Below are 12,994 nucleotides of genomic sequence, written 5' to 3'. Positions count from 1 at the left end.
TTCGCCAAGAACAAGGCGGCGATCGACCGCGCGAAGGCGGACCCCAACTGCACGATCGTCGCGGGCGGTTCGTACGACGACTCGGTCGGCTACTTCGTCCGCCCGACGGTCGTCGAGTGCAGCGACCTCGGCGGCCAGTGCTTGCTGGAGCATTTCCAGGAGGCTGTTGGCCGCGGCCGCGCGGGCGCTCTGTTTGCTCGTTCCCTCACCTGTCGCGGCGAGCTTTTGCCCGCGGTGGACGGCGGTGACCGTGGCAGTGAAGGCGGAAGCGGCTCCCGTGACCCGGAAGTCCGGTGTCGTGGTGTGCCCGGCCTGGGCGAACTCGTGAAGGACCGAGATGGGGCTGCGCCCGGCAGCGGATGTCGAGCCGGTGCGAGGCGTCGGGGCCGACGGCGGGACGGCGGGGCCGACGGATGCGTCCCATCCCTCTACGGCACGGTCGGCGAGCGGGTCGGGAAGGCCGGCGATCGCCGCGATGAGCGTGGTCATGGCCTGCTGCCTGGCGCCCTTGCGGGTGCGGGAGCGCTGGATGCTGCCGCTGACCTGCTGGTCGTCGACCGTGAGCGTGGCCTGCGCGTGAAAGCCGTCCTCGCTCCCGGCTTCCTGGCCCTCGCGGACGGTCGCCGCCGGCAGCCGGAGCAGCTGGGCGTGCATGGAGATGATGCTCGGCGCCAGTTCCGGGCTGGCGGTGACCGTGGTGAGCGCTGCACGGCGAACCGCCGTCCAGACCTCCGAGCCGGGGGTCTCCAGGAGCAGCACCCGCAGGTCGGATACCTCCAGGCGGCCCTGAGCGAGCCGGCGCGCCGCTTCGGCGGCCGCCGCCGCAGCAACGCTCGGCGCGGCATCGCGCGCAATGCCGCGCTTCAGCGCTGCGCGGAAGGCGTCAGTACTCATCGAGGAGGTGCCGTCGGCGCGGGGGGATGTGCGTGAGGCGGGGATGCCGGGTCCGGACGTACGGGCGGTCAGCGCTGCGGGGCTGATGGGCTGCAGGCGGTCGATGGACAAAGAGCACTCCCCCAGTAACCGGACGCCGTCGAGACCGCCCCCATTGTCACCTGCGGGTGCGTCAGCCCGGTGCCATACACACGCCAGGCAGCCTCGTCCGCCACCGCCCGGGAGATGGCCACCTCCTGCGTGTTGCGTATCCATATTCCAAGATGTACTTTGGTCCTATCGAGCCGGGCTCTCCGGCCTCTGAGCGCGGCGCTTCAAAATGAGAGTGAATACCTCAACACGAGAGTGCAAATGAGAGTGAATACGTCAAAATGTTAGTGACGCAGGTCACTCTCAGGAGGTGGGCGCATGCCGCCACGGCGATTAGCGCTGGTCACAGCTCCGCGGACGGATGAGGCGTTCGCGTCGTGGGTGGATCGGATGGCTCGCGTGAACAGATGTCCGTCGGCTGAGGTCGCCGACCTGATGGGGCTGAGTCTTCGGGGGGTGTATGCGAATGCCCGGCCCCCTGTGTTCGGAGTCCAATGTGATGAGGCGGTCCGGCAGGCCGTGTACGCGGCGACGGGTGTTCCTGGCTGCACAGTGGACAGGATGCACCTCTCGGTTTTCGAGGGTGGGCCGCTGAGCGTAGCTGCGGTGCTCTCGGCGGGAAAGGCGCACTGGCCGTCGGCGGCACGGGAGTGGGCGGAGATGTACGGCAGCCGCGCCTGTCCGCAGTGTCTGCATGCGTCGGGTGGAGTGTGGCAGCTGTGGTGGAAGCTGTCGTGTGCGGCGGTGTGCCCCAAGCATCAGGTGACGCTGCTGGATCGGTGTCCGGCGTGCGGTTGGGTACTGCGATGGGGTGGGGACCGGCCCCGGGTCATGCCAGCCCGGTGGGTAAGGCCTCCGACGTGCTGTGCGAATTCCGTTCGCGGGAAACCGTGCTCGCAGTGGCTGCCTTCGGTTCGCGCGAGCCAGGCAGACAAGCGGACGGTTGCCGCGCAGCGGCGATGGCTGGACAACGCGTACAGCCGGTCCTGCCCCGCGCTGGGAGGCGTGAACGTGTCGGCAGGAGAGTGGTTCGCGGCGTTCCGCGCGTGTGTGATCTTGTTGCGGCTCGGACTGCCCCAGGTCCTGAAGGGTCTACCGAACGTGCCTGACTGGTGCGGTCGCGCCCTCCTGGATGAACGCATCGAGCGCGATGTGCACCGGAACCAGTTTGGCTGGGGTCCCGCTTCGGCCGGAGCCGCAGCAGCGTTTCTCACGGTGGTTACCCCTCTTCTGGCCGCGGCCGACAGGCGGAAGCTAACCCGGCGGTTGGCACCGTTGGTGCGAACGGCGGTTGAAGAAGGCTGCTTGACCGCCCGGCCGCTGGCGCGGCTCCCGGTGCCGGAGGTCTTCGCGGAGGCAGTGGCGGCGCAGGTGCCGGTGGGACGTTCGGCCAGGAGTCCGCGAGGAGGAGGTGCTCGCGGTGAGCGGTGATGCGAAAGCACCGGAGCCATCCGGTCGGGACATCGACATGGTGCGGGTGCGGTACGTCGATTCCGAAGGGCTCCAGCATCTGGTGCGGCTGGAGGAGGCTGCCGACGTGCCGTTCGAGGACGGCAGGATGGCGCGGGCCATCCCCAGTCACCGGGACCAAGGACACATGCCGGGCCAGTACTGGGTGGCGAAATGGGGTGACTTCGCCGACTACGAAAGCGTGCTGGAGTCGAGGTGGCTGACGTTGCTGGACTTCGACCCGCAAGTGACCGCATTCGCCACGCAGCCCTTGGAGTTCGACGCAATCGACGCCCGCGGGGCTTGGCAGCACACACCGGACGTCTTCGTGCGCCACCGTGACGGCAGCGTGCTGCTGCTGGACGTGAAGAACCCCGAGCTGCGTGACGATCCGGACGTGCTGCTGCAAGAGGAGCGCACCCGACGTACTTGCGGTCGGCTGGGCTGGGACTACGCGATGGTTTCGGAGCCGAGTGGGCAGCGCTGGGTGAACGTCGATCTGCTGTCCAGTGCCCGGCGCCCGCTGCATCTGGGTGCGGATCTGGTGCCGCGCCTGCTGGAACTGGCCCGTGAAGCAGTGGAGATCGGGGAGCTCATTCGGTTCATGGAATACCCGGATCTGGCACGCGGGGTGCTGTATCACCTGATGTGGCATCAGCGGATCGTCACCGATCTGGATCGCCCGTTGCGGGACACGACGCTGGTGAAGACCGCAGCGGAGGCTCAGCATGACGTTTGACGGAGCGGTGCGACTGCAGCGTGGATCCAGGGTGTGGCTGGACGATGAGTTGTACACGGTGACCGGGGTGACCGACGACGGTGTGCGACTTCGTTCGGAGAGCGGTTCGTGGACCGTGATCGGCGTGGGACACCTTCTCGCAGACCCGACCTTCCGTCCCTACGAAGGCGACTCGAACCCGGAAGGCGAGACCGCAGCCGAGCACGACTCCTCGGAAAGGAAACTGTGGCTGGACGCCGCCGCCCTGTTCGACAAGCTGAGTGACAAGCAACTGAAGGAACTGCAGCGCGCCCAGGAGCACCTTCTGGAAATGACGACCGGTTTTCGCAGTGGAGTTCCTGAAGACGCCGCGCCCGGAGAACCCAGGCCGGAGTATGCCCCTGACGTGTCGCTGGCTCAGCGGGTGCAGAGCAAGGCACGGGAACTGGGCTACAGCGAACAGCAGATTTGGCGGCGTCTGCGGAAATGGCGGGACGAAGGCCCGTGGGGCCTCGTGGACCGGCGCAGTCATCGGCCGTCGGATCCCCTGGCTGGAGCGGATCCACGGTTGATCGACGCGATCGTCGCCCAATACCACGTGACCGAGGCGGTCGACTCGACCGGCAGTCTGAACCGGCTGCGCCGCCGAGTGGAGCACCGCCTGGCTGACGCCCACGGGCCTGGCACGGTGAAGATGCCGGTGCCCAAGACGTTCAACCGGTACGTCGCCGCTCTCCTGCCCGGCCGCTACACCACGGGGCAGGCCACGACACGGCAGTCTGTGGAGAACCGGCCGGGCGGCCATTACCGGCCGATCACCGCCGGCCGTCCCGGTGAACTGATGATGATCGACACCAGCTGGCTGGACGTACGTGCCTATGACCCGGTCGAAGACGTCGTCTTTTCGGTGGATCTGACCATCGCGATCGACGTGTGCACCCGCAGCTTGCTGGGATGGCGTCTGGTGCCCAAGGGAACGAAGGGCGTGGATGCGGGACTGGTGATCGCGGACGCGATGATGCCGGAACCGATGCGGCCCGGATGGCCGGACGGGCTGCGACACCGCATGCTGCGCCTGCCGTGCGAGCCGAAGCTCACGCTGGACGAGCGGTTCGCGGCCGCCGCGGCCCGCCCGGTGGTGTTCCCCGAGAGGATCGTGATCGACCACGGCAAGGCGTTCGCCTCGCAGGCGGTGAAAAACGTGTGCCGCCGCTACGGGATCACCATCCAGGACACCCGTAAGTACCGGCCCACCGACAAGCCGCAGGTCGAGGCCGCTTTCAAGACGATCAGAAGCCAGTTCTCCGAACACATCGCCGGTTACAAGGGCAACCACGTGGTGCACCGCGGCCGGGATGTCGACGCGACCGCCCGGTGGACGATCGAGGAACTGGAGGAGTTCTTCGCGGAGTACGTCGTCTCCGTCTACCAACGCCGCCGGCACACAGGGCTGGTGCTGCCAGGGTTCCCGGAGATCACTCTGTCGCCGAACGACGCCTACCGACTGGCGGTGCACCGCTGCGGCTTCATCGCCGCCCCGCGCGATCCCAATCTGTTCCTGGAGCTGCTGCCGATCCACTGGTGCGGCATTCACGACCGCCGCATCCAGAAGGACTACCTCCACTACAGCGCGCCCATCACGGGCACCTACAACGAATCCAAGTCCCCCTACGCGCACACCATGGGCGCCTGGCCTGTCCGCTATGACCCACGAGACATGACACAGGTCTACCTCCATGACCCCTACACCGGAATCTGGCACACGCTGCGCTGGACACACGCGTTGACCGGGCTCGAGCCGTTCACGGACATCACTCTGCGCCAGGTCAAGCAGGAACTACGTGAACGAGGCCGCGCCCCACAGGACCAGGAGGCCGTAATGGACGCGTTGTTGGACCTGCAGAACCGCACGGACGCCGCCGAGGCGTCCACCGCACGCTCCCGCCGGGCCCGGGCCCGTGACGCCCAGCGAGCCAGGGCGGCGGCGCGAGACAAAGCTCGCACTGAGCTGGTCGATTCCGCCGCCGACGCCCCGGTCAAGGATTCCCATCTGAGGGCCGTGCCGCCACTGCCCGCAGACGACGAGGAAGAGGTCACGATCGACTTCGACGCCCTGCCGTCGTACGAAGTGTGGGGCGGCCGTCCGGGGAAGGACGACACACCGTGATGGCCCCGCGACCGGAGGAGTCCAAAAGCCTGCACCCGGGCCTGGCCGAACCGCGCACCAATGAGGAGTGGTTCGACTACATGTTCTACGAGCCACCGTCCCGCCCCCACCTCCCCCCGTACGACACCTACCTGGCGATGGACAAAGAGGATCCTCGACGGCGTCGTCTCAACCGCAGTCGCAACCGGTATCACAGCGCGTTGGTCCTGGCTTGGACTCCTGCCGTTCAACACTTCGAATCGGAGATCATGGAACTGCTCGATGCCAACGAGGAGGCTCCGCCCGGCGCCCGGCCCGGACTGTTCATCGACGGTCCGCCCACGGTCGGCAAGTCCACTCTGGTCAAGATGATCGGCCGGAAGTTCGAACAGGGTCTTCGCAGGGACTTCCCCGAACGGTTTGCCCCAGGGCGGCTGGGGATCTACGTCCCCGTCGTCTACATCTCCCTCACGGACCAGGTCACCCCCAAGCAGATCTCCCTCGCGATCGCCCGCTACCTGAGCGTCTCGACCAGCGGCACCAAGGACGCCATCGATGATCGTGTCCTGACCGCGCTCACGGCGTGCGGTACGCAGCTGCTCATCTTCGACGACCTGCATTTCCTGGACTGCGCCCACAAGGAAGGGCGGGCCTCCAATGACCACATCAAGTTCCTCGCCAACCACGCCCCCTGCACGATCATCGGCACCGGCGTCGACCTGGAGGACAGCCCTCTACTCAGCGAGGGAGGGCCTACCGGACCCGTCAAGCGGAACTCCCGCATCAAGTCTCCGCCGCGCAGCGGTCCCAGGACCCAGACAGCCGGCCGGTTCAGCCGCCAGGAACTCGCGCCCTTCGCTCTGGACACCGAAACGGAAATCCTGCAATGGGTCGGCGTCGTCAACTCCCTGGAGAACGCGCTGTGCTTGTACCTACACGAAAAGAACAGCCTGACCCGTCGCCACTGGCGCTATCTCCACGATCGCACCAACGGCAGCATCGCCGGTCTCCACACCCTCCTCCGCCGCAGTGCCGTGCGCGCCGTCAAGCAGGGAACCGAGGCCGTCACGCGCGAGATCATGGACTCCATCACCCTGTCGTACACCCACGAACGCGCCTACGCCAAGGTCGTCGAACTGCAGTCACGCCCGTCAGCGAAGAACAGGAACAAACCGAACAAGAAGCCGGCCGCAGCAGACGGAAGTGCCTGAGGAGCCGTCAGCACCTGACGTGCACCTGATACAGGGCACTGGCATGCTCTGCGTGTGCCCACGTCGTTGCGTCGCCTCGCGCTGGTGCCGGACCCGTACCCCGGTGAGTCCCTGCTCAGCTGGGTCGACGCGCTCGCCGGGCTCAACCGGATCAGCCGTCTGCAAGCCCTGCGTTTCGCGGCCTTCGTCCGTCCCGGCAGCTCCGCGTACCGCCCCAGCTTGCGCTTCGTCGCCCATCTGCCCACGGATGTGATGGCCCGTGTGCAGGCCACCACCGGTCTGTCCGCCGAGCAGCTGCATCGGATAACCCTCATGCACTACGCCGATGGTGTTCTGCCGCCGCCGCCTTCCTCCACGCACCGCCGGACTATCGCCATGTGGCTGCACCGCCTACAGCTCGCGCAGCCGGTCAGTTCGCGCGCGTGCCCGCCCTGTTTGCGGGAGAGCGGTGGGCGTTGGCTGCTGCGCTGGCGTCTGATCTGGTCTTTCGCTTGCGTACGCCACCGCGTTTTCCTGCTCAGCGTCTGCCGCGGCTGCGGCAATGGTCTGCACCAGGTGCTTCCTGGTCCGGGAAGCCCTGTGATGTGCGGCCACTCCGACTGGAAGCGTCCGGGATACGTCTGCCGGCACTCCATCTGGCGCATGCGGCCTCCCCGGCTGTCCGACACGCACCTCCTCGAATGCCAGCGCCGCCTCGACGATCTCATCGACCATCCCCACCGTCCGGGCAGCATGGACATCCTGCGCACGCTGCACCTGGCGCTGGAGGACATCCGCGGCGGCTATGACTTCGCCCCATCGCTACCGGACACCGATGCCGTGCTCCATCGGCGGTGGCACGGCCACGGCGGCGTCTTGTCGTATCTGGACGACCCTCTGCTCACCGCAGCCCTCATCAAGATCGCCACGCTGGGCGGCATCGGTACGTCCCGAACAGCCCGCGCTCAGATCGACATGGCCTCGTGGTCGACCGACGGCTTCCCTCGGACCACCGGCGTATCGCCGGTCAACCGCTTCGGCGGAACGTGCCGAGCCATCGCCTGCCTGGCCTGGGTACCGCCCGGACAGGGCGTCGTAGCTCGTGCGAAGGACGGACCGTTGATTCTGTGCCCCGCGCACGTCGATCACGCCACGTCGGACAGATACAACCCCCTGCCCCCTGCCGTCGCCGAGGTCTTCTCCCCACGGCCGTGACTCGCTGAAGTCCAATCCGGGTCGTACGCGCGGTGTGGGCGGCGATGCATACGAGGACGGAGAGTGCGGAGACACGTCGTTGGACGTGGACAGCCTTCTCGTCCTCTGAAGGGATTGCCGGGATCTCCGGCATCCGGAACCCACACACATTGGCCCCCATACGGCTCGTTACGACCTTTGCGCCCCAACAGCCGAGCAGGGCCCAGATGAATTGCAACCGCCTGAATGTCGCCTAACCCGGCAGCCTCAGCTCCTGCACCGTCGCCGCACGTGACAGCCTCAAGGTCGCCGCCAGCGTATCGACCCAGCTGAGGAACGACTCCCCGGCGAAGGGAATCGGGACGACACCGAGCCGCCAGACTCGCTCCTGGTCAGCTACGGTCCACCATGTCTCCGCTCGTCCTGCCGGCCGTGTACTCCACGATGGGGTTCGCGGGGCTCTCACCCTGTCGTGGCAGCCACGCTGGTCGAAAGTCCGGGTGGGCGGAGTAGGGCAACAGCAGGCACCGTACGGCGTACCTCAGCGCCTTCCCCTCAATGGTTCGTGGATCGGTGTCCGCGCAGGCGTCCAGGATCAGCCGTTGGGATTCGATCCCCAGCACTCGCAGTTCGTGGTTTCCCTTTTGGAGGCGCTGTTCCTCATCACGGAGCCGGGCGTCGAGGAATCGTAGTCGTGGGTCGGTGCTCGTGATCGGCCCGGAGCGTTCCCGCGAACGTGCCCGGACGGTGAACTGATCCGCGTGCTGTGGACAGTGCGTGCCTCCGTCGGACGCGTCGTTCACTGTCGCGCCGTGCCCCGCCGGAACCCAGGTCCCGCAGCCAGGGTGGTGGCAGTATCCGCCGAAGCGGTTCGCCGGCAGTTGGAATTCGCCATGGCGTAGCGGGAGTCTTGGCTGGGGAGGGCCCCAGTTCGGCCGGACCTTCACCTGTTCTGCCGCCCCGCTGTCCGTCGAGCCGAGCCCGGCCTCGGTTGCGACTTTCAGGGCGGCGGCCACGATCAAATGGCCGAGGCTGCCAGCGGAAGCCGTCGGGTGCGTGGTCACTGTCCCACGCCTGGTGAACGACCTTGTCGGTATGAGGAAGGCGCACCGGCCGCTCCGCATCCCACGCATCCTGCATCGAGCGGTACAACGCTCCGAAAAGCTCGTGAATCTGTGCCTGCGTCAGATCTTCCGAACCCTCCAGAAGGCGGTCGATCCGCTGCTGGCAGTCGAGAAGCCGAAGGTCATGGACCGGCTTTGCAGGCATTCGGCGGATGTCACGGCCGCAAGGCCTACTCGGCTTGGAGCGCCCCCAGCCCGGAGCGGGTCCCGGACAGATCCAGGACTGCGGAGTCCCAGGCCGCGGGGGATGAAGTCCGGCGTCACAACCCCGGCATTCCGAGATCAGGTAAAGCCGATGCTCCACGCATGCGAAGGACCAAACCAGCCGCCATTTCAGGAGCCATCGGGCGCCGTTCTCCCTCAGACATACCGGACAGGCGTTGGAACGCTGGCGCAACACCATCCGCTGCCAATATCTCCAGCCGGCCAGGGCGTCCTGCCCTTCCGCGTCAGGTTGTGGAAGCGGATCCAGGGCCCCTCCTGCATAGCGAGCAAGCGTTATACCCCGCACCTGCTCCTCCGTCAGCCCAGTGGTGAGCCAGACGGATCGGACGACGGCGTCGCTGACGTGGTGGCCGAAAGCGTCCGACACCGAAGAGCCATTGGCCATGCCCGTCATCCGCAGTGCCATGAGTCGGGAAACTTGGTTGAGTCGCGCGAGCGCGTCCACCCAGCTCAGCAGCGACTCACCGGAATACGGCTCGGGCACCAGTGCAAGCCTGCGCAAGGGGCTTCGGACGTTCATGATCTCCTCTCCGCGTTTCCCCAGGGTGCACAGACACTCCCGGAAAGCGGGGACTCCAACCCTTTGAGGCGAGTCGCCCATGGCACTGCCAATCATCGCCAGACCCGTGCGGGACTGTCCGGACCGGACAGTCCCGACGACGCTTATGTCACGCCTATGCCCTATCGGAGACCAGTGGATTTCGCCCACCGCCGCGGGCGCACGCACACCATGTCCACCGGGACCCATCCGCAAGCGTGATCCATTCATTAACCCAGGCCGAGAAACTCGGGCCCTGGATCGAGGTCGTGGTGTGCTTGGAGCAGACTTCGTTGAACGGGCGGGCCCAGCCCGCGTCGAAGGGGCCCGTGACATGAACGCAGTGAAGATCATGACGCCGAAGGGCACGGCGATGTCACTGCTCGGTCCGAGGGCGACGTCGAACAGTCCGTTGCGAGGCCCGGCGGATGTCCCGTCCGGCGACTTCGGTGACCCTGCGGCCGCGGCCGCAGGAATCGGTGACAACGTGGGAGCCGGATCCCCTGACTGCTCCGAACAGCACGTTTCTGCTCCTCGTCGACTGCTGCCCGATCACGTCCGGAAGTTCGACACCTTGGGTGCCGACAAGGCACTGCGTACGGATATCGATTAGAACAGCGCGTCGTAGCCCCGGAGCGCCACGGGCCTGCCGACGCACGACTTCCCCTTGTCCTGAGCGGCTCGCGCGTGGCTGACGTTCGAGCGGAGCACCGAGCTGACAGGAGCGAACCCGCCCCGCGCATCAGTCCGCGGCGGGAACAACGGACCGACCAGGGCGGACGACGACGTCGGCACAAGGTGCGCCGGGGCGATCAGCTCACCGATTGCCCCACCCACGGTTCCCCACCTCGTGCCCAGTGGGTCAGTGGCGTCTTGCTGCCAGCAGGCCGTCCACCACCAGTCCGGCCAGGGCCTCCGCCCTGGCGTGGCGGTCCGCCTGCTGCATGTGTTCCGGGCGCCCCAGGCGCCGGGCGAGAGGTTCCTGGACCAGCCCTGACACGGGAGCGATGATGGCGAAGACCACAACGTCCAGTGGGACCCGCGCCATGCCACCGGAGGCCATCAGCCTCTCGATGCTGGGCACGACGAGGGCGAGCGTCGGCTCGATGTAACGCCGGTAGAGGTAGTCCAGCCGCTCGGTGTCCTGTGCGGACTCGTCCGCCATCAGCATGGCGAGGTACGGCCGGCCGACGCTGACGCGGTAGAACTCCATGACGAACTGCCGCACCACGTCCTCGTCGTCACTCCCGGGGACGGACGGCACCATGCCCTCGAGTTGAGCCCCGAGCGCGGCGTCCACCACGGCTCGCCAGTAGGCCGCCTTGGAGCCGTAGCGGTCGTTGATGAAGGTGGGGCCGACCCCGAGACGGCGGGCGAGTTCCCGCGCCGACGCCCGGTCGTATCCGAGCGTCGCGAACGCCTCCAGGCCCCGGAGCAGGACGTCCCGCTCGGCCGGCACGCCGGTGGAATCCGCCCTGGGACGGCCCGGGCGTCGGGTGGTACTCGGCTGGTCTCCCAAGCATCCTCCTCAGTCGGCTGTACGGGCGCGTGCCCGCCAGTCAGACCAGCGTAGCCGTCCCGATCTTCACGCTTGAGCACCGGCAATGGGTCAGCAACCTCCCCGGATCCGACACCGAGGTTCCCGCCGGGACCTCGCTTGACACGGAGCGAGCAAGAGGTAATCCTACAGGTGTTGGATTTAATCCGGGTCACTCACGGAGGGCCCGCACGAAGCCGCCCGCACCGCCGGGCGGAGCATCCATTTGCCCACCACGCAGATTTCCCTCAACCCGGCATCGCGACCTCGGATAGTACGAAACCGTTTCGTACACAACGGATCGCGCCAGTTCAGGGAACGGCACAAGGAGCCATCATGCGTAAGACCACCGTCGGTGCGGCCACTGTCGCCTCCGCGCTCATCGCCTCGATCACCCTCGCCGCGGGAGGGACAGCCACCGCGACGACCGCCGACTCGACCGCGGCGCACCCCATCGCCGCCCAGAAGGGGCTGTCCCAGACCAGCATCCCGACCCTCGTCGATCCTGCTGCGGGCCTCACCTACGACCCCGACCAGCCCAACCAGTCCTGGTACCTGACCGCGCACGTGACCGCGGGGGGCCACCGGTACGGCTTCCTGGTCCACTACCTCAACGCCAACTTCGGCACGCAGGGCAGCGCCATCTCGAAGGTGTCGGTGATCAACGAGGAGACGGGCTGGTACACGAAGTCGGAGACCCCCCTCCCCCTCGGAACGGGTCTGTCCGACAAGCAGGGGGTGGACATCCACACCGGCAACGTCACCTGGACCGGCGACGCCAAGGAGATGAAGCTGCGCGCCAAGGTCCCCGAGGGGACCATCGACGTCACGCTGCGCCCTCGCGGAAACGTTCTCTACAACCTGGGGACGGGATACTTCCCCATGTTCGGTGACGCGAAGTACTCGAACTACGAGTACGCCCTGCCCACGGTGGACACCTCCGGGACCCTGACCCTCAACGGCCGCGCCGAGAAGGTCCGCGGGCAGTCCTGGCTGGACCGCCAGTGGGGACCTCTGCCGGATCTCACCACGGGTCGCGCCTCCTGGTCCTGGATGAACCTCAACCTGTCCAACGGCGACAAGGTCAGCGTCTGGAACCAGCAGTACGACGGCAAGAAGAACAACTTCGCGACCATCCTGAAGCCCGACGGCACCCAGACCCTCACCGAGGCGACCCTCACGCCCGACGAGTCCACCCGCTGGACCAGCCCGGCCAGCGGCAAGAGCTACCCCACGCGTTGGAAGGTCACCATCCCCGGCGAGCACGCCAAGCTGAACGTCGAGGTCTACGCCGAGGACCAGGAACTGCTGGTCCCGGGCCCCGGCTATGAAGGCAGCGCCAAGGTCGCCGGCACCTACGACCACCGCCCGGTCACCGGCACCACGTACGTCGAAATCACCAGCGGAAAGTAGCGCCGACTCGTCGATGGCCTCGGCGCCGCCCTTACAGGGGAGGCGCCGAGGCCATAGGCAGGTACCCGGCTACGCGGAAAACGCCAAGGCAGCGTTATGCCGAGGCGCTCTGCGAGTTCGCCGGCGCTGACGCCGTACGTCTCGCGGATCCGTACACCCTCGGGGCCGACGTCGAAGACGCCGTGGTCCGTGTGGACGCGACTGATGCAGCCCGTTCCTCCTGCGCGACGTCGGCGTCGAGCCGCGCATCCGCCACGAGGTCGGCGAGACATCAACGCTGGTCACGCTCATGGCCGGCGGGCTCGGCGTCGCCGTCGTACCCGAACCTGTGACCGCGTTGGCGCTCGACGACGTCGCCTACCTTCTCCCGGCAGGGGCCGACGCACACGTGGAGCCGGCCGTCGCCCACCGAGCCGACCGCACTGCTCCTGGCGCGTACCGTGGGAATCATCCGTGCGGTGATCTGAGAACCAGGG

The 12,994-nt window shown here is 67.1% G+C and carries 9 protein-coding genes and 3 pseudogenes; 8 read left to right on the top strand and 4 right to left on the bottom strand.

Annotated elements, in window-relative coordinates; all coding sequences use genetic code 11:
* Positions 1-207: 207 nt before the first annotated feature.
* Positions 208-489: pseudogene (locus tag ACNFOC_RS17485) on the bottom strand (hypothetical protein); the annotation flags it as partial.
* Between the two features lie 813 nt (positions 490-1,302).
* Between ACNFOC_RS17485 and ACNFOC_RS17480 the strand changes: the two are divergent.
* The 5 genes from ACNFOC_RS17480 (at position 1,303) to ACNFOC_RS17460 (ending at position 7,702) form a co-directional block, all read left to right on the top strand.
* On the top strand, positions 1,303-2,415 hold the full coding sequence (locus ACNFOC_RS17480; protein WP_416960042.1) for a TniQ family protein: 1,113 nt from the start codon (positions 1,303-1,305) through the stop codon (positions 2,413-2,415).
* Positions 2,396-3,172, top strand: a complete 777-nt coding sequence (locus tag ACNFOC_RS17475; RefSeq protein WP_416960041.1) for a TnsA-like heteromeric transposase endonuclease subunit — start codon at positions 2,396-2,398, stop codon at positions 3,170-3,172. The genes ACNFOC_RS17480 and ACNFOC_RS17475 overlap by 20 nt, the downstream gene beginning before the upstream one ends.
* 67 nt (positions 3,173-3,239) lie before the next feature.
* The gene (locus tag ACNFOC_RS17470; protein ID WP_416960040.1) at positions 3,240-5,318 is read left to right on the top strand and encodes a TnsB C-terminal domain-containing protein; all 2,079 of its coding nucleotides are present in this window, start codon (positions 3,240-3,242) and stop codon (positions 5,316-5,318) included.
* A complete protein-coding gene (locus tag ACNFOC_RS17465; protein ID WP_416960039.1) occupies positions 5,318-6,508 on the top strand; it encodes a TniB family NTP-binding protein in 1,191 nt (396 codons plus the stop codon). Before ACNFOC_RS17470 ends, ACNFOC_RS17465 begins: the two co-directional genes overlap by 1 nt.
* Positions 6,509-6,562: 54 nt before the next feature.
* Positions 6,563-7,702, top strand: a complete 1,140-nt coding sequence (locus tag ACNFOC_RS17460; RefSeq protein ID WP_416960038.1) for a TniQ family protein — start codon at positions 6,563-6,565, stop codon at positions 7,700-7,702.
* A 371-nt stretch (positions 7,703-8,073) separates the two neighbouring features.
* Here the strand turns inward: ACNFOC_RS17460 and ACNFOC_RS17455 are convergent, their stop codons facing one another.
* Complete coding sequence (locus ACNFOC_RS17455; RefSeq protein WP_416960037.1) at positions 8,074-8,805, bottom strand: DUF6221 family protein; 732 nt, start codon at positions 8,803-8,805, stop codon at positions 8,074-8,076.
* Between the two features lie 295 nt (positions 8,806-9,100).
* Positions 9,101-9,550 (bottom strand): annotated as a pseudogene (locus tag ACNFOC_RS17450) (TniQ family protein); the annotation flags it as partial.
* 352 nt (positions 9,551-9,902) lie between these two features.
* Here ACNFOC_RS17450 and ACNFOC_RS17445 point away from each other — a divergent pair.
* Positions 9,903-10,181, top strand: coding sequence for a hypothetical protein (locus tag ACNFOC_RS17445; RefSeq protein ID WP_416960036.1), 279 nt, complete (start codon positions 9,903-9,905; stop codon positions 10,179-10,181).
* A 249-nt stretch (positions 10,182-10,430) separates the two neighbouring features.
* Here ACNFOC_RS17445 and ACNFOC_RS17440 read toward each other — a convergent pair whose 3' ends face one another.
* Positions 10,431-11,087, bottom strand: coding sequence for a TetR/AcrR family transcriptional regulator (locus ACNFOC_RS17440; RefSeq protein ID WP_416960035.1), 657 nt, complete (start codon positions 11,085-11,087; stop codon positions 10,431-10,433).
* 354 nt (positions 11,088-11,441) lie between these two features.
* Here ACNFOC_RS17440 and ACNFOC_RS17435 point away from each other — a divergent pair, with 354 nt between their 5' ends.
* Together ACNFOC_RS17435 and ACNFOC_RS17430 are read left to right on the top strand one after the other, a co-directional pair.
* On the top strand, positions 11,442-12,518 hold the full coding sequence (locus ACNFOC_RS17435; RefSeq protein ID WP_416960034.1) for a lipocalin-like domain-containing protein: 1,077 nt from the start codon (positions 11,442-11,444) through the stop codon (positions 12,516-12,518).
* 220 nt (positions 12,519-12,738) lie between these two features.
* A pseudogene (locus tag ACNFOC_RS17430) lies at positions 12,739-12,894 on the top strand (LysR substrate-binding domain-containing protein); the annotation flags it as partial.
* Positions 12,895-12,994: the final 100 nt, after the last annotated feature.

The sequence above is a fragment of the Streptomyces colwelliae genome (assembly GCF_048158785.1).
Classification (GTDB): Bacteria; Actinomycetota; Actinomycetes; order Streptomycetales; family Streptomycetaceae; genus Streptomyces.
The sequence above is the reverse complement of the archived record's forward strand: the minus strand, read 5'-3'. Positions and strand labels throughout refer to the sequence as shown.

Coding starts and splice junctions, on each gene's coding strand:
- ACNFOC_RS17480 (WP_416960042.1), top strand. CDS start 1,303: ATGCCGCCACGGCGATTAGCGCTGGTCACAGCTCCGCGGACGGATGAG.
- ACNFOC_RS17465 (WP_416960039.1), top strand. CDS start 5,318: ATGGCCCCGCGACCGGAGGAGTCCAAAAGCCTGCACCCGGGCCTGGCC.
- ACNFOC_RS17455 (WP_416960037.1), bottom strand. CDS start 8,805: ATGCGGAGCGGCCGGTGCGCCTTCCTCATACCGACAAGGTCGTTCACC.
- ACNFOC_RS17445 (WP_416960036.1), top strand. CDS start 9,903: ATGAACGCAGTGAAGATCATGACGCCGAAGGGCACGGCGATGTCACTG.
- ACNFOC_RS17435 (WP_416960034.1), top strand. CDS start 11,442: ATGCGTAAGACCACCGTCGGTGCGGCCACTGTCGCCTCCGCGCTCATC.